Source organism: Atlantibacter sp. (assembly GCF_032062175.1).
Lineage (GTDB): Bacteria > Pseudomonadota > Gammaproteobacteria > Enterobacterales > Enterobacteriaceae > Atlantibacter.
Window position 1 is genome coordinate 230,818 of the sequence record NZ_DAMBQK010000002.1, and the last position, 14,672, is coordinate 245,489.

Genomic DNA, 14,672 nt, shown 5'->3' on the forward strand with positions numbered 1-14,672 from the left:
CTCCTTGTTATTATTATCAGGCGGTATGCGGGCTCATCAGGCGGCCCAGACCCGCCAGCGCCATATCCAGAATCATCGCGAACAGCGCTGTAGCAGCCGCGCCCAGAATTAACGTGGGGAAGTCGTTCAGATAGATGCCGGGGAAAATCAGTTCGCCGTAGCTGCTGGCGCCAATCAGAAACGCCAGCGGGGCGGTACCGACGTTAATCGCCGTGGCGATACGAATGCCGGACAGCATGACTGGCCAGGCGTTGGGCAGTTCCACCTGCCGCAGCTGTTGCCAGCGCGTCATACCAATGCCTTTGGCGGCTTCAATTAACGAGGCGGGGACCGAGCACAATCCGGCGTAAGTATTACGAACAATGGGCAGCAGCGAGGCGAGGAATAACGCGATAATCGCCGGACGGTCGCCGATGCCGATAATCACCATCGCCAGCGCCAGTACCGCCAGGGGCGGCAACGTATTACCGACGTTAAAGATTTGCATCACATACTCAGCAAACCGGCGAGCGGCAGGGCGGCTAAGCGCAATACCGCTGGGGATGCCCACGGCAAGCGCCAGCGCCATAGAGCTGAACACCAGAATCAAGTGTTGTTTCCCGAGATAAAGTAAATCAACCTGACGGGCTTTAACGGTTTCCAGTCCGACGCCCCAGACGATGAAGCCTGCCACGACGATAAGTGCAACTAGCGCCATCACTGCGCGAAGTGCGAGGTTTTTATACATTGCGGTGTGTCTCCCTGAGCACGCTTTATCGAATTGTTATGCCTTGTGTTGGCAGGGTGTTAACAGCTATAGCAATGCGTTGGGAATGATTCCAGTTCCTGAACCATTAACAGGATAATGATTCATGCATAGAACCATTAGTTTGGCCTTATAAGAACTGGAAAAACGCGCAGCATAGAGAATTATCTTAAACTTGTTAACGCTGTGTGACGTTGTCACTTTTATGCGCTGTGGCATCAGTTTAACAAAGGGCATTGGATGTTCTTGCTGGTTTCCCAAAACGGCAGAAGGTATAACAGGCGAAATAAAAAATTCTTTCAGATGTAAAAACCTCTTTTTAAAATTAAAATAAGTTAAATCAATTGCATACCAACATAATTTGTAAAAGCGGGGCTGAATTTCGTGTTGCGTTAACAATATTTTATTCAGAGCCTGTGACAGAATTCATAGGGTTGGAATAAAATATTCCTTACACTGTGACCACGTTGAAAAAATGAGGCTGTTATGAGTATTGATCTAAGCCAGTTACTGACCGAACGCCGCAACCCTGCGAGCAACAACATTGATACGCTCTCCACGCTGGAGATGCTGACCGTTATCAATAATGAAGACCGGCGCGTGCCGGAGGCGATTACGCCTTACCTGCCGCAAATTGCCCAACTGGTAGATCGCGTGGCGCAGGCGTTTGCTGAAGGCGGGCGGTTGATTTATATCGGTGCAGGCACCTCAGGCCGCCTCGGCATTCTGGATGCCAGCGAATGCCCGCCGACGTTTGGCACCCGGCCTGAGCAGGTGGTGGGCATTATCGCCGGCGGTCATAAAGCCATCTTAAGCGCGGTAGAGAAGGTTGAAGATAACCGTGAACAGGGCGCTGCCGATCTGCAAGCCCTTAACTTCAGCGCGAAAGATGTGCTGGTGGGCCTCGCGGCCAGCGGTAGAACGCCTTACGTTTTAGGGGCAATGGCGTATGCGCAATCCCTGAACGCCTGCGTCGCGGTGGTGAGCTGCAACCCACAAAGCGAAATGGCGGCGCTGGCAGATATCGCCATTACGCCCGCTGTCGGCCCGGAAGTGGTCACCGGCTCGACCCGGCTGAAAGCGGGGACCGCCCAAAAGTTGGTGCTGAATATGATCACCACCGGGGCGATGATCCGTAGCGGCAAGGTCTACAGTAATTTGATGGTCGATGTGGAAGCCACCAATGCCAAGCTGATCGAACGCCAGATTTCCATCGTGATGGATGCCACCGAATGCGACCGCACGACGGCGCAGACGGCGCTACAGCAGTGTAACCGGCATTGTAAAACCGCCATCGTGATGGTGCTGTCGGGCCTGGATGCCGCGCAGGCAAAAGCGCTGCTGGAACAAAATAACGGATTTATTCGCCTGGCGTTACACAACGCGTAAAGGAAACAATAATGGCAAAAATAACCCGCGAGATGATAGCGCGCATTACCGACGCCGTTGGAGGCAGCGGCAACGTTGCGCAATGTGGCAACTGCATGACCCGGCTGCGGCTCACGTTGCGTGATGATACCCGTGCCGATGCCGCCGCAATCCGCCAAATCCCCGGCGTACTGGGCGTGATTGAAAGCGATGAGCAATTACAGATTGTGCTGGGTCCCGGTAAAGCCCAGGCGGCGGCGGAGATGATGAATCACCATCTGGACAGCGCGCCTGCCGCAGACGTCAGCGAGAGCCAAACGCTGGAAGAAATCGCGGCGCAGAAAAAGCAGCAGTTAAAAGGCAAGCAGACCAGCAGCGTGCAAAAATTTCTGGCGAAATTCGCCACGATCTTTACGCCGCTGATCCCGGGGTTTATCGCCGTGGGCCTGCTGCTGGGGTTCGCTACGCTCGCCGAGCAGATCTTTGTGCTCGGCAAGCCGTCGCCCAACGGCGCGCTGGTTGAAACCATTAGCTATATGAAGGTGTTCAGCAAAGGAATGTTTACCTTTCTGAGCATCCTGATCGGCTACAACGCGCAAAAAGCCTTTGGCGGATCGGGCGTTAACGGGGCGATTATCGCTGCGCTGTTTGTGCTCGGCTACAACCCCGATGCCACCGTGGGCTTCTATTCCGGTATCTCTTCGTTCTTTGGTCATACCATCGATCCGCGCGGCAACATTATCGGCGTGCTGATTGCCGCCATCCTTGGGGCGTGGGTGGAGAAACGAGTGCGCAGCATTATGCCTGCCAATCTGGATATGATTTTAACCTCCGCCGTGACGCTGCTGATTATGGGCGCGGTGACCTTTATTGTGATTATGCCGGTGGGCGGCTATCTGTTTAACGGGATGTCCTGGCTGTTCCTGCACCTTAACGGCAACCCGTTCGGGTCGGCGGTACTGGCGGGGCTGTTCCTGCTGGCGGTGATGTTCGGCGTGCATCAGGGTTTCGTGCCGGTTTACTTTGCTCTGATGGAAGCGCAGGGCTTCAACTCGCTGTTTACTATTCTGGCGATGGCAGGGGGCGGTCAGGTCGGCGCGGCGCTGGCACTCTACGTGCGCGCCAGTAAAGAGGCGCTTCTGCGTACCCAGATCAAAGGGGCGATTATTCCTGGCATCCTGGGGATCGGCGAGCCGCTGATTTACGGCGTGACACTGCCGCGCGTGAAGCCGTTTATCACCGCTTGTCTGGGTGGGGCCTGCGGCGGTTTCTTTATCGGGCTGGTGGCCTGGATGGGATTGCCGGTGGGGCTGAATACCGTGTTTGGCCCTTCAGGCTTGGTGGCGCTACCACTGATGACGTCGGGCAGCGGGATTTACGCCGGGATGGCGGTCTACGCGGCGGGGTTGCTGGTGGCCTATGTTTCCGGGTTTATTCTGACCTGGCTGTTCGGCAGTAAAAATATCGACTTAAGCTAATCACGCGCCTCTGGCGTTGTGCCGGAGGCGGTGTCATTACTGGGGTTCGCTCTGCGAGCCATCCTGCGCCGCCGGCGGGTTGCCCGGCGCGTTACCGCTACTGGTGCGGGTATAGAGGATTTTGTGCGTGTCGTTGGCGCAATGTCCCACCACCTGCGCATCCACCTGATCAACCTGATCGCCAGGCACAATCGTTAAGCTAAAGCTGGTTTCCGGTACGCCGTTATTGATGATTCGCTGTTGAATGTCGGCCTTCACCCGTTCGCATGACTCGGGCGCGGCGAGCGCGGGCATCGCCGTCACGATCAAACAGGCTCCAGGCCAGGATAAACGCTTCATATCTGGCTCCTTTTTGGTTGGGCTCAGGTCTAAGCATAGCATCCGTAGTGTAAATCTCTGTATTTGCTTATATCATTAGCCTTGTTTTCAGACGGGAGGAAGCCCACGCGTGAAGCCACAGATCTTGATAATAGCGGTAACGGCAGCACTGAGCGGCTGTGACAACTCACAAGGGCCGATTGCCTATACGCCTGAAATGGCAAGTTTTTCTAATGAATTTGATTTTGACCCGCTGCGTGGACCGGTGAAGGATTTCAGCCAAACGCTGATTAACGAAAAGGGCGAAGTGACCCGGCGCGTGAGCGCATCGTTATCGGAAGAAGGGTGCTTCGATTCGCTGGAGTTCCACGATCTGGATGCCAATACCGGCGCAGCGCTGGTGCTGGATGCTAATTATTATCTGGAAGCCAACTCCGGTGAGAAACGGGTAAAGCTCCAGGGCAAATGCCAGCTTGCCGAACTGCCCGGCATCGGGATGCTTTACGATACAGACGACAACGGCTTTGTGGTGGCGGCCCACAGTAAAGAGGCCACCATTAACTATCATTACGACGCCGAGGGCTATCCATTGGGGAAAAAGACCCAGGCGAAAGCCTCAACGCTGGCGGTGAGTGCGACTGCCGCCGCAGATAAACGCAAAAAACTCAATTACCAGTCGGTGAGCACGCTGAATGATAAAGCCATTGGGCGCGCTAAGCAGGCCTGTGAATACGATAAGTATTTCAACCCGGTTAGCTGTACGCTGGACATTACCGATGAAAGCGTAACGCCGCCTGCCTTGCAGCATTTCACCATCAAAAACACGATTGAATATTATTGATCCCGCGGTTTTGCCGCGGGAAAGGCTACTGCGCGGTGGGTTTTAAAATACTGCCCTGGGTTTTATGTTCCGCCAGGTATTGATGCTGGAAAATGCACATGCGGATGGTATTGCGGTATTCACCGTTGATAAAGAACTCATGGACCAGTTCGCCTTCTACCATAAAGCCCAGCTTGCGGTAGATGTGGATCGCTTTGACGTTTTCTTTATCGACAATCAAATACAGCTTGTAGAGATTCAGCACCGTAAAGCCGTAATCCATCGCCAGTTTAGCGGCGCGCGACGCCAGGCCTTTGCCCTGGTGCTCCGGGGAAATAATGATTTGAAATTCCGCGCGGCGGTGCACGTGGTTAATCTCCACCAGCTCCACTAAGCCAGCCTTGTCGCCATCGCACTCCACAACGAAGCGCCGCTCGCTCTGGTCATGAATGTGTTTGTCATATAGATCGGAGAGTTCAACAAACGCCTCGTAAGGCTCTTCAAACCAGTAACGCATTACGCTGGCGTTATTATCGAGTTGGTGAACGAAGCGCAAATCTTCGCGCTCAAGCGGACGAAGTTTCACGGCATACTCGCTGGGCATGGTAAATCCTTTTTTAAGCTGATGAAACAAGGGCTCCGCCGGGAGCCCTGAGTATTACGGCATAATCTGGCGGCCTGTGCGGCGATCCAGGCAGCGAAGGGTATTTGGTTCCCAGTAAGCGTTCATATTTGCGCTTTGCTGGCATTTGTCCTGGGCGTCGAAGGCGACGTCTGCTTTATCCCACTCTTTCTCTGCGCGCTTGTTCACTTTCTGGCGCAGCGAGCGCGTGTCATTCCATTGCTCTTTATCCATCGCTGCATTCTGGCGCGATTGCGCGCTGTCACCGGATTCGATGACCAGTCTATCGGTTTGCGCATGGATCGGCGAAGCGAAGGTAAACACACCAGCCAGCAACATCAGAACTGCAGATTTGCTACGGAGGTTTTTCATCCTGGTTTCCTTTAAGGTTAAACAGTACATATCGGTAGCCCGATGCTTTTATTATACCATTGCCGCGTGACAGAGCAGCACACTCGAACACCATTATCAGGATTTTCCCTCAACATGATTAAAACAACCCTGCTGTTTTTTGCCACCGCGCTTGCTGAAATTATTGGCTGTTTTCTTCCCTGGCTTTGGCTGCGGCGTGGCGCGAGCGCGTGGCTGTTAGTGCCCGCCGGGCTTTCGCTGGCGGTGTTTGTCTGGTTGTTAACCCTGCATCCGGCGGCAAGTGGCCGCGTATATGCCGCTTACGGCGGCGTTTATGTGATGACCGCGCTGCTATGGCTGCGGGTGGTGGACGGCGTCAAACTCAGCGTTTATGACTGGCTTGGGGCGGGGATTGCCCTGTGCGGGATGCTGATCATTGTGGCGGGCTGGGGTCGCGCATAACGTACGGCGCTCATTTTGATTAAATATTGAGCAAATAACCGGGCGCTTTGTGAGTACACTCAAACTTTCACGATCTTCATACTTGTATGGTAGTAGTTCAGTTGCGTAAATTGAACGCAACTTAATACATGCCGTTCACGTTGTAAGGAAAAACCATGAAGATCGTCAGTGCTGAAGTTTTTGTGACCTGTCCGGGCCGCAACTTTGTCACCTTAAAAATCACGACCGATAGCGGGTTAACCGGGTTAGGGGATGCCACGCTCAATGGCCGTGAGCTGTCCGTGGCCTCCTATTTAAAAGATCATCTGTGCCCGCAGTTAGTGGGGCGCGATGCACACCGCATCGAAGATATCTGGCAATTTTTCTATAAGGGCGCGTACTGGCGTCGCGGCCCGGTAACCATGTCAGCGATTTCCGCTATCGACATGGCGCTGTGGGATATCAAAGCCAAAGCCGCCGATATGCCGCTGTATCAACTGCTTGGCGGCGCATCCCGTGAAGGGGTAATGGTGTATTGCCACACTACCGGTCACAGTATTGACGAAGTGCTGGACGACTACGCGCGCCATAAAGAGATGGGCTTTAAAGCAATTCGCGTGCAGTGCGGCGTACCGGGGATGAAAACCACTTACGGCATGGCGAAAGGTAAAGGGCTGGCTTACGAACCGGCGACCAAAGGCGAGTGGCCGGAAGAGCAGTTGTGGTCAACTGAGAAATATCTCGACTTCACCCCGAAATTGTTTGAAGCAGTACGCACTAAATTCGGCTTTCATGAGCACCTGCTTCACGATATGCACCACCGCCTGACGCCCATCGAGGCCGCGCGCTTCGGTAAGAGCGTGGAACAACACCGCCTGTTCTGGATGGAGGACCCAACACCTGCGGAAAACCAGGCGTGCTTCCGCCTGATCCGCCAGCACACCGTCACACCCATCGCGGTGGGCGAAGTGTTCAACAGCATCTGGGATTGCAAGCAGTTGATCGAAGAACAGCTCATCGATTATATCCGCACCACCATTACCCACGCAGGCGGCATCACCGGTATGCGTCGCATTGCCGATTTCGCCTCGTTGTACCAGGTACGCACCGGTTCACATGGCCCGTCGGATCTCTCTCCGGTTTGCATGGCGGCAGCGCTGCACTTCGACTTGTGGGTGCCAAACTTCGGCGTTCAGGAATATATGGGCTACTCCGAACAGATGCTTGAAGTCTTCCCGCATAACTGGACCTTTGATAACGGTTATATGCATCCGGGCGACAAACCGGGCCTGGGCATCGAATTTGATGAAAAACTGGCGGCGAAATACCCCTATGACCCGGCCTATTTGCCGGTGGCCCGTCTCGAAGATGGCACATTGTGGAACTGGTAAACCCTGACGATTTAATTTAATCCATGCTCAGGTCTGGAGAGCAGTCATGAAATTTATAAACGATAGTTTTATGATTAATAATGAATCAGGGCGCAAACTGTATCGTGAACTGGCAAAGGATTTGCCAGTTATCGATTATCATTGCCACCTTGATGCCAAAGAGATTTATGAAAATAAATCTTTTAAAGATATTACCCAATTATGGCTGGCGGGCGATCACTATAAATGGCGCGCGATGCGGGCTAATGGCGTCAGCGAAGAGAAAATTACCGGCAATGCGTCTTCGCAAGAGAAGTTTCAGGCATGGGCGGAAACGGTCGAGGCCTGTTTCGGCAATCCGCTTTATCACTGGACGCACCTGGAGCTGAATTATTATTTCGGCATTGAAGATAATCTGGATTCCGGCAACTGGCGCGAAATCATGGCTACCTGCAATCAGCTTTTATTACAGGACGATTTCAAACCTCGCGCGCTGATTACCCGCTCAAATGTTGAGGTGATTTGTACTACTGACTCGCCGCTGGACTCGCTCGAATACCATCGGTTATTGCGCGATGAGGCTGAATTTATGCCTCAGGTATTACCTACATTCCGGCCAGACGAAATTTTTGAGGAAAACCCGCAGCAGTTTCGGGTATTCATCGAAAAGCTGACCGCTCTCACCGGGGTGAATATTCAGCGTTTCGCCGACCTGTCACGCGCAATGGAAAATCGCATCGATTATTTCCATGACGTCGGGTGTCGAATCTCCGATCATGGCCCGGTAGAAATTTATTACCAGGCCGCGACGGAAACCGAAATCGAGGCGTTGTTCGCTAAAAAATGCAGCGGCGAGACATTAAGTCATAAAGAGAACGCGGCGCTGATGAGCGCAATATTTGTGATGCTGGCAGGGCACTACAAGAAACGCCAGTGGGCCATGCAGATCCACTTTGGCGCTATCCGTAGCAACAACACGCGCATGAAAGAGAAGATTGGCATCAACACCGGTTTTGATTCGATTGCCGATCAATGTCATCTGGCGCAGGGATTAAACGGCTTACTGGATAGCATGGCGCGCAATAACGCGCTGCCGAAAACCATCCTGTATAACCTGAACCCTGGTTATAACGATATCGTCGCCACGACAATCGCAAACTTCCAGTCCGCTGAAGACGGCGTGAAATCACCGATCCAGTTTGGTTCCGGATGGTGGTTTAACGACACGCGTCGGGGCATGGAAAGCCAGTTGAACTGCCTGGCCGATCAGGGGTTGCTGATGAACTTCGTCGGTATGCTGACTGATTCACGCAGTTTTATTTCCTATACGCGCCACGACTATTTCCGCCGTATTTTATGTAATCTGGTCGGCGGATGGGTTGAGCGCGGAGAAGTACCTGATAATCCGAAAATATTATCGAAACTAATAACAAATATTTGTCACGACAACGCTAAAAATTATTTCCGATTCTGAATACTCTGACCCTATTGAGGTAGACCATGTCTCAGTCCAAAAAACACATCACCATACCCGTCAGTATTGGGTATGGGGTAACCGATATTATGGGCGGCGGGGCCTTTACCGTTATCGGTGCCTGGCTTCTCTTCTTTTATACCACGTTCGTGGGCTTGTCTCCGGTTGAGGCCGCCTCTATTGTTGCCATTGCGCGTATTGTCGATGCGATTGTCAGTTTGTTTATGGGTAGCTTTACCGACCATTTTTATAAAAACTATTTAGGTAAAAAATTTGGTCGCCGCCGCTTCTTCTTGTTAATTGGCGCGCCGTTAATGCTGGTTTATTCCTTACTCTGGCTGGACGGTATGACCTGGGGTTTTTATCTGGCGGTCTATCTGGCGTTTGAAATTGTCGCGGCGATGGTGCTTATTCCCTGGGAAACCCTGCCGTCGGAAATGACCAAAGACTTTAACTCACGTACCAAGTTATCCACCTGTCGGATGTTCTTCTCCGCGACCGGGACTTTCCTGGCAACCTTTATTCCGGGGCTGCTGATCGGTTTCTTCGGAGAGCATAACGCCAATGCTTATCTGATCAACGGTGTGGTATTTGCCGTATTGTTTATGGTGTGCGTATTTATCTCCTGGAAAGTGACCTGGGAGCGTGAATTAACCCCAGAAATGCTGGCAGAACTTGAGCGCCCCAGCGAAACAAAAACCTTCAGGGAAAAACTGGCACTACTGGGCAACTTATTTAAAGATTATGGCTCTACCCTGAAAGTCCGGGCGTTCAGAAAACATCTGGCGATCTATTTATTCTCCTTTACCGCCAAAGATGTTTATAACACCGTATTCGTGTTCTTCTGCGTTTACTGTCTGCAAGTTTCTTCGTCTCTTGCCGGTACGCTGCTTTCCATGAGTATCGTCGGGCTGCCTGTGACCTTACTGGCAGGCGTAGCGATTATTAAATACGGCCCGTCGCGTCTGTATGTTTTCGCTTATACCGTGATGATGCTGTGCCTGTTTGGCTTGTTCCTGGTTTATCAGTTCCCGACCGACAATAAAGTGCTGCTGTTAGTGGTACTGGCCGCGGTGTATCAGGTAGGGCGTTGTGTACTGGAATTTACCCCGTGGAACGTGTTCCCGTTTATTCCCGATATCGATGAAATGATCACCCGTCAGCGTCGTGAAGGGTTGTTTGCCGCCGTCATGACCTTCTCCCGTAAAACCACGGTGGCGATTGCGACCTTTATCGTGGGCCTGCTGTTACAAAGCGGCGGATTCGTGAAGGGCAGCCAGATACAGCCGGAGAGCGCGGTAAACACCATCGCTTCACTGCTGTTCATCGGCACGGCGGGCCTGCTGCTGATTGCACTGTGGCAAGCCTTGACCTTCCGCCTGAATAAACGCACTCACAAGATTTTTGTTGATGAAGTAGAGCGCCTTAAAGCGCACGGCGCGAAAAGCGATGTTCAGCCAGAGACCCGCAAAGTGGTTGAGGATCTCACCGGTTATCGTTACGAAGAATTGTGGTGCAACAGCGCGTCAGCATCACCTCTGAAACCCGCCGAGCTTCGTGTTTCACGAGACAGTTAACAACCAGCCCTCCTGCAAAGGGGGGCTTTTTAATGTGTTTAAAGCGAGTTAATCATGGAAAACAGAAAGTTACCTTCACCGCAATATGATCGCAGCGCGCTGGTTACCCGTTGCCTCCACCTCGGCTTCGGGGCCTTTCACCGCGCCCATCAGGCGGTCTACGCTGATATTCTGGCGACCGATCATCACAGCGACTGGGGTTACTGCGAAGTCAACCTGATTGGTGGCGAGCAGCAAATTGCCGATCTTAATCAGCAGGACCGTTTGTACACCGTGGCGGAAATGTCCGCCGACGGCTGGGCGACCCGCGTAGTGGGCGTGGTAAACCAAGCGCTGCACGCGCAGGTCGATGGCCTGGAGGCGGTGCTTAACGCGCTGTGCCAGCCTGAAATCGCAATTGTGTCGCTGACCATCACCGAGAAAGGCTACTGCCACTCTCCGGCGACCGGGGAACTGATGCGCGATCACCCGTTAATCGCCGCAGATTTAAAACAGCCGCAGCAGCCGGTTTCGGCGGTCGGCGTGATTGTCGCCGCTCTCGCGCGGCGTAAGGCAGCGGGCCTGCGCGGTTTCAGCGTGATGTCCTGCGATAACATGCCGGAAAACGGCCACGTCACCCGTAATGTGGTACTGGCCTATGCCCACGCGGTAGATGCCGCACTGGCGAACTGGATTGAAAGCGAGGTGACGTTCCCCTCTACCATGGTGGACCGTATTGTTCCGGCGGTTACGCCGGAAACGCTGCAACGCATCGCTGAGCAGACTGGTGTTAACGATCCGGTGGCCGTGGCCTGTGAACCGTTCCGTCAGTGGGTAATAGAAGACAACTTTGTTGCCGGTCGTCCGGCGTGGGAAAAGGCGGGGGCCGAGTTAGTTCAGGACGTGCTGCCGTTTGAGGAAATGAAACTGCGGATGCTCAATGGCAGCCACTCGTTCCTGGCGTATCTGGGGTATCTGGCGGGTTATCCGCTGATTAACGTCTGTATGGAGGATGCCAACTTTCGCACTACCGCACGGGCGCTGATGCTAAACGAACAGGCCCCGACGCTGAAGGTGAAGGGTGTGGATTTATCCCGCTACGCCGACAGCCTGATCGCCCGCTATGAGAACACCGCGCTGGCGCACCGCACCTGGCAAATCGCCATGGACGGCAGCCAGAAGTTGCCGCAACGTATGCTCGACTCCATCCGCTGGCATCTGGCAAACGGATCGTCATGGTCGCTGTTGGCGCTGGGTGTCGCGGGCTGGATGCGCTATGTGGCGGGCGTCGATGAGCAGGGCGAAGCCATTGAAATCAGCGATCCGCTGAAAGCCGACATTGCGGCAAAAGTGGCGCAGAGCGAGCAGGGCGAGGCGCGGGTTAACGCGCTACTGGACCTGTCGGCGATATTTGGCAATGATTTGCCGCAAAACCCGGCGTTTGTGAAAGGCGTGACGGCGGCTTATTTAGTTCTACTGGATAAAGGGGCAAAGGAAACCATTAAAAAATATGCCATGATGCTATAGCATTAAATATAGAACCCTAAAGCAGTCCAGGTAAATATCACGTCGGCAACTCTGGAGAGTTCAGATTATTTACCTGGGCTGCTTTAGGTATGGTGAAAATAATTAATTCATTGAAAGAATCCTAAAATAATTCAATGTCGCGCAATTTCAATTTATTTAAATCCGGACGGGACTATAACTATACCCGATGTTTAATTTATTTTACTGCATAATTAATTAACCACCGGAGTGTTATATGAACACGAAGATAATTACTGCGCCAATGCCCCTGAAGCCGACCAGGATTGCTAAAATACAAAACGTGACCTTAATTTTACTTTTTATGGCAGGGATCGTTAATTTTTTGGACCGCTCGTCGTTAAGTGTGGCAGGTGAAGCGATCCGCGGCGAATTAGGTTTATCTGCGACAGAGTTTGGTGTTTTACTTTCCGCTTTTTCTTTATCTTACGGTTTTGCGCAATTACCCTCAGGCATCTTGCTGGATCGCTACGGTCCACGAATTGTGTTAGGCGCAGGCGTCATTTTTTGGTCATTGATGCAAGGCTTAACCGGCATGGTTAATTCTTTTAGCCATTTTATTATGCTGCGTATTGGATTAGGCATTGGCGAAGCGCCATTTATGCCGGCGGGCGTGAAATCTATTACTGACTGGTATGTTCAGAAAGAAAGGGGAACCGCGCTGGGGATTTTTAATTCCTCGACCGTTATCGGACAAGCGATTGCGCCGCCTGTACTGGTTATGATGCAAATTGCCTGGGGTTGGCGCATTATGTTTGTCACCATTGGGGTGGCAGGGATTCTGGTTGGCATCTGCTGGTATGCCTGGTATCGCAACCGCGCGCAGTTTACGTTACAACCTGACGAACGCGAATATTTGTCGGCACCGGTAAAACCGCGTCCGCAACTCCAGTTCAGCGAATGGCTTTCACTTTTCAAACGCCGCACGACCTGGGGAATGGTTTTTGGTTTTGCTGGAGTGAATTATACCGGTTGGCTATATATCGCGTGGCTCCCGGGTTATTTACAAGCGCAGCAGGGCTTTAGCCTGGCAAAAACCGGTTGGGTCGCCGCCATCCCTTTTCTGGCTGCCGCAGTAGGTATGTGGATTAGCGGCATCGTGGTCGATAGATTTGCCAAAGCAGGCTACGATTTGGCGAAAACCCGAAAAGCAGTCATTGTGGTAGGGTTGATGTTATCAGCGCTTGGTTCGCTGTTGGTAGTGCAATCATCTACGCCAATGCAGGCAGTGATATTTATTTCAATGGCGCTGTTTTGTGTCCATTTTGCCGGTACGTCTGCGTGGGGTTTAGTTCAGGTATTGGTGAGTGAAAGTAAAGTTGCTTCGGTTGCGGCTATACAAAATTTTGGCAGCTTTGTCTTTGCTTCATTCGCGCCAATAGTGACCGGTTGGATTGTAGATACCACGCACTCTTTTAATCTGGCAATAATCATTGCGGCTTGCGTGACATTTGCCGGAGCCATGAGTTATTTGTTTATTGTGAAATCGAGAATAGATTAATTCACAATGAATGCCGCCTACGGCGGCATTCTCACCCCTTAGTGCATGCCGAGGCGAATTAATTCAACCGGCGCAACTTTCCCGTCATAGCCTTCCACTTCTACCGTCTGCTGGCGGCGTACATCGGCGGCAGTCATCCCGTCGCTATGAATAGCACGAACAATGCCGGTATGGCCGGTGCCATTGATCATGACGCGGCTGCCTTCGGTGATGGGGTTACGATTACGGTCATAGGTCATCATGCTGGTTTTCTCCTGAATAGACTGAAAATTCAGACGGTGAATATTTTAAAAATCACCGCAGCGAAAACCTTAACGCCGATCAAAAAAAGCGGATTTGTGTGATGAATGTCACGCTCAGGCGTCGTCGCTGAACCAGTCGCGATTTTCCTGCTTGATGAGCTGAACCGACTCGCTGATTTCCTGCAAATGGCGGGTCATGGCAAGGTCAACGCCATCCGCATCGCCTTTTTCCAGCGCGTGGAAAATGCTCAGGTGCTGTTCCAGCAGCATCTCCGGCGGCGACACGTGGTCGAGACTCATATAACGCACCCGGTCAATGGTAGCTTTGATATTTTCAATGGTATCCCAGGCCAGTTGGCATTCCGCGATGTCGGCCAGTTTCTGGTGAAAGGCGTCGTCGAGTTCGAAAAAGTCGTTAATCTGCTTACGCTCAATGGCGGTGCGCTGTTGGTTAAGGTTTTGCTCCAGTTGATACAACTGCCCGGCGGTGATCATCCCGGCGGCGCGGCGCACCACGGCGCATTCAATCGCCTGGCGGACAAAGCAACCGTTACGTACCTGCGCCAGCGAAATTTTATTCACGTAACTGCCGCGCTGCGGGCGGATCTGAATCAGGCCGTTTTCTGCCAGTTTGATAAAGGCTTCGCGTACCGGCTGGCGGGAGACATCAAACCGCACCGAGACTTCTTTTTCCGACAGCGGCGTACCCGGCGGGATCAGGCAGTGAACAATATCGCTGCGCAAAATACGGTAAATTTGCTGGTTAACGGGTTGGGTGGGGTTTAACAGGGTTTCAACGGCCATCGGTATGTGCTTCGTTTGCGGGTAACGTATTCAATCT

The 14,672-nt window shown here is 52.6% G+C and carries 15 protein-coding genes; 9 read left to right on the forward strand and 6 right to left on the reverse strand.

What is annotated here, in order from left to right; genetic code table 11:
- Positions 1 to 16 precede the first annotated feature (16 nt).
- Positions 17 to 697 (reverse strand): osmoprotectant ABC transporter permease OsmY, encoded by a 681-nt coding sequence (osmY, locus tag RT120_RS03365; RefSeq protein ID WP_409515017.1) that lies wholly within the window; start codon positions 695 to 697, stop codon positions 17 to 19.
- A gap of 534 nt (positions 698 to 1,231) precedes the next feature.
- Between osmY and murQ the strand changes: the two genes are divergently transcribed.
- Positions 1,232 to 2,134, forward strand: a complete 903-nt coding sequence (gene murQ, locus RT120_RS03370; RefSeq protein WP_312979355.1) for an N-acetylmuramic acid 6-phosphate etherase — start codon at positions 1,232 to 1,234, stop codon at positions 2,132 to 2,134.
- A gap of 11 nt (positions 2,135 to 2,145) precedes the next feature.
- Complete coding sequence (gene murP / locus RT120_RS03375) at positions 2,146 to 3,591, forward strand: PTS N-acetylmuramic acid transporter subunit IIBC (protein ID WP_312979358.1); 1,446 nt, start codon at positions 2,146 to 2,148, stop codon at positions 3,589 to 3,591.
- Between the two features lie 36 nt (positions 3,592 to 3,627).
- On the opposite strand, the gene RT120_RS03380 is transcribed toward murP, so the two are convergent.
- The gene (locus tag RT120_RS03380) at positions 3,628 to 3,930 is read right to left on the reverse strand and encodes a DUF1161 domain-containing protein (RefSeq protein WP_312979360.1); all 303 of its coding nucleotides are present in this window, start codon (positions 3,928 to 3,930) and stop codon (positions 3,628 to 3,630) included.
- 109 nt (positions 3,931 to 4,039) lie between these two features.
- Here RT120_RS03380 and RT120_RS03385 point away from each other — a divergent pair, with 109 nt between their 5' ends.
- Positions 4,040 to 4,750: a YnfC family lipoprotein gene (locus RT120_RS03385; protein ID WP_312979363.1), complete on the forward strand. Its 711-nt coding sequence runs from the start codon at positions 4,040 to 4,042 to the stop codon at positions 4,748 to 4,750.
- A 25-nt stretch (positions 4,751 to 4,775) separates the two neighbouring features.
- Here RT120_RS03385 and speG read toward each other — a convergent pair whose 3' ends face one another.
- Both speG and RT120_RS03395 read right to left on the reverse strand, forming a co-directional pair.
- Positions 4,776 to 5,333 carry a spermidine N1-acetyltransferase gene (gene speG / locus RT120_RS03390; protein ID WP_312979365.1) on the reverse strand — a complete coding sequence of 186 codons (558 nt, stop codon included), beginning with the start codon at positions 5,331 to 5,333 and terminating at the stop codon, positions 4,776 to 4,778.
- Positions 5,334 to 5,387: 54 nt separating this feature from the next.
- The gene (locus RT120_RS03395) at positions 5,388 to 5,723 is read right to left on the reverse strand and encodes a DUF1283 family protein (RefSeq protein ID WP_312979367.1); all 336 of its coding nucleotides are present in this window, start codon (positions 5,721 to 5,723) and stop codon (positions 5,388 to 5,390) included.
- Between the two features lie 114 nt (positions 5,724 to 5,837).
- On the opposite strand from RT120_RS03395, the gene RT120_RS03400 reads away from it, so the two are divergent.
- From RT120_RS03400 to RT120_RS03425, 6 genes are all read left to right on the forward strand, one after another.
- Entirely contained in the window at positions 5,838 to 6,164 is a 327-nt protein-coding gene (locus RT120_RS03400) for a YnfA family protein (RefSeq protein WP_312979370.1), read from the forward strand.
- Positions 6,165 to 6,319: 155 nt separating this feature from the next.
- Entirely contained in the window at positions 6,320 to 7,534 is a 1,215-nt protein-coding gene (gene manD, locus RT120_RS03405; RefSeq protein WP_312979372.1) for a D-mannonate dehydratase ManD, read from the forward strand.
- A 46-nt stretch (positions 7,535 to 7,580) separates the two neighbouring features.
- The gene (uxaC, locus tag RT120_RS03410) at positions 7,581 to 8,987 is read left to right on the forward strand and encodes a glucuronate isomerase (protein ID WP_312979374.1); all 1,407 of its coding nucleotides are present in this window, start codon (positions 7,581 to 7,583) and stop codon (positions 8,985 to 8,987) included.
- 26 nt (positions 8,988 to 9,013) lie between these two features.
- Positions 9,014 to 10,564: an MFS transporter gene (locus RT120_RS03415; RefSeq protein WP_312979376.1), complete on the forward strand. Its 1,551-nt coding sequence runs from the start codon at positions 9,014 to 9,016 to the stop codon at positions 10,562 to 10,564.
- A 54-nt stretch (positions 10,565 to 10,618) separates the two neighbouring features.
- A complete protein-coding gene (locus RT120_RS03420; protein WP_312979378.1) occupies positions 10,619 to 12,070 on the forward strand; it encodes a fructuronate reductase in 1,452 nt (483 codons plus the stop codon).
- Between the two features lie 235 nt (positions 12,071 to 12,305).
- Entirely contained in the window at positions 12,306 to 13,589 is a 1,284-nt protein-coding gene (locus tag RT120_RS03425; RefSeq protein ID WP_312979380.1) for an MFS transporter, read from the forward strand.
- 38 nt (positions 13,590 to 13,627) lie between these two features.
- Here RT120_RS03425 and ydfZ read toward each other — a convergent pair whose 3' ends face one another.
- Together ydfZ and RT120_RS03435 are read right to left on the reverse strand one after the other, a co-directional pair.
- Complete coding sequence (ydfZ, locus tag RT120_RS03430) at positions 13,628 to 13,831, reverse strand: putative selenium delivery protein YdfZ (RefSeq protein ID WP_312979383.1); 204 nt, start codon at positions 13,829 to 13,831, stop codon at positions 13,628 to 13,630.
- A gap of 114 nt (positions 13,832 to 13,945) precedes the next feature.
- Positions 13,946 to 14,635, reverse strand: a complete 690-nt coding sequence (locus tag RT120_RS03435) for a GntR family transcriptional regulator (RefSeq protein ID WP_312979385.1) — start codon at positions 14,633 to 14,635, stop codon at positions 13,946 to 13,948.
- Positions 14,636 to 14,672: the final 37 nt, after the last annotated feature.

Excerpts from the sequence above, each read along its gene's own strand:
- osmY (WP_409515017.1), bottom strand. The coding sequence starts at position 697 with ATGGCGCTAGTTGCACTTATCGTCGTGGCAGGCTTCATCGTCTGGGGC.
- murQ (WP_312979355.1), top strand. The coding sequence starts at position 1,232 with ATGAGTATTGATCTAAGCCAGTTACTGACCGAACGCCGCAACCCTGCG.
- murP (WP_312979358.1), top strand. The coding sequence starts at position 2,146 with ATGGCAAAAATAACCCGCGAGATGATAGCGCGCATTACCGACGCCGTT.
- RT120_RS03380 (WP_312979360.1), bottom strand. The coding sequence starts at position 3,930 with ATGAAGCGTTTATCCTGGCCTGGAGCCTGTTTGATCGTGACGGCGATG.
- speG (WP_312979365.1), bottom strand. The coding sequence starts at position 5,333 with ATGCCCAGCGAGTATGCCGTGAAACTTCGTCCGCTTGAGCGCGAAGAT.
- RT120_RS03395 (WP_312979367.1), bottom strand. The coding sequence starts at position 5,723 with ATGAAAAACCTCCGTAGCAAATCTGCAGTTCTGATGTTGCTGGCTGGT.
- RT120_RS03400 (WP_312979370.1), top strand. The coding sequence starts at position 5,838 with ATGATTAAAACAACCCTGCTGTTTTTTGCCACCGCGCTTGCTGAAATT.
- manD (WP_312979372.1), top strand. The coding sequence starts at position 6,320 with ATGAAGATCGTCAGTGCTGAAGTTTTTGTGACCTGTCCGGGCCGCAAC.
- uxaC (WP_312979374.1), top strand. The coding sequence starts at position 7,581 with ATGAAATTTATAAACGATAGTTTTATGATTAATAATGAATCAGGGCGC.
- RT120_RS03415 (WP_312979376.1), top strand. The coding sequence starts at position 9,014 with ATGTCTCAGTCCAAAAAACACATCACCATACCCGTCAGTATTGGGTAT.
- RT120_RS03420 (WP_312979378.1), top strand. The coding sequence starts at position 10,619 with ATGGAAAACAGAAAGTTACCTTCACCGCAATATGATCGCAGCGCGCTG.
- RT120_RS03425 (WP_312979380.1), top strand. The coding sequence starts at position 12,306 with ATGAACACGAAGATAATTACTGCGCCAATGCCCCTGAAGCCGACCAGG.
- ydfZ (WP_312979383.1), bottom strand. The coding sequence starts at position 13,831 with ATGATGACCTATGACCGTAATCGTAACCCCATCACCGAAGGCAGCCGC.
- RT120_RS03435 (WP_312979385.1), bottom strand. The coding sequence starts at position 14,635 with ATGGCCGTTGAAACCCTGTTAAACCCCACCCAACCCGTTAACCAGCAA.